Annotated in this window: 1 protein-coding gene; it reads right to left on the bottom strand. The window is 61.3% G+C overall.

The genetic code is table 11. The features are described from left to right. The coding region (locus E1166_RS30630; protein ID WP_243710620.1) for an AMP-binding protein at positions 1-764 on the bottom strand (764 nt) is incomplete at its 3' end. Positions 765-781 lie beyond the last annotated feature (17 nt).

Raw genomic sequence — 781 nt, 5'->3', positions numbered from 1 at the left:
ATCCACAACTCCCCGGCCACCCCAACAGGACACAACCCCCCATGAGCATCGACCACATAAACCCGCGTGTTCGCCATCGGACGACCAATCGGGACGCTCGCACCCCTGAAAGAGGCCGGGGAGATCCACCCTGTGGCGCAAACCGTGCTCTCGGTCGGTCCGTAAGCATTGATGATGTTCGGTCCGGAGGGCAGGGCTTGTATCAGAGACGGGCTGGATGCTTCACCCGCTAGGACAAGTGTCTGAAGGCCGGTCAATTCCTCCAGATTGGGTTGCCCGTGAAGCAGGGCCGGCGGCAAGGTCACGTGACTGATTGCCTGGTCCGCGATGTATTTCCCCAGCAGGACGAAGTCAAGCGACACCGAACGTGCTGGTAGACAAAGCGCCGCGCCAGAACACAGCGCCATCAAGACTTCAGAAATGCAGGCGTCAAAGCTGAAGGACGCGAACTGCATGACACGGCTACGAGAACTGACGTCAAAGAATCTGATCTGAGCCTGGGCCAGATTGACAAGCCCGTGGTGTTCAACCATGACGCCTTTGGGTGTTCCGGTTGAGCCGGAGGTGTAGATGACGTAGGCCAGGTGGCTGGGGGTCAGCCCGAGCGCAAAGCGGTCCGGGTTGACCTCCAACCCGCCGGCTAGCTCCACGACGGTCAGATCAAGCACCCGGCAGGCCGCGCCCTCGTCTTCCAGCATCGCCCCGACAAGCCCGGCCGTGTTCGCGTCGGCGAGCACGACCAAGGGATCGCTGTCCGAAACCATCAAGGCGAGACGCTCCA

This window comes from Micromonospora sp. KC213, assembly GCF_004348325.1.
Lineage (GTDB): Bacteria > Actinomycetota > Actinomycetes > Mycobacteriales > Micromonosporaceae > Micromonospora.
This window is presented reverse-complemented; position numbering and strand designations above follow the sequence as displayed.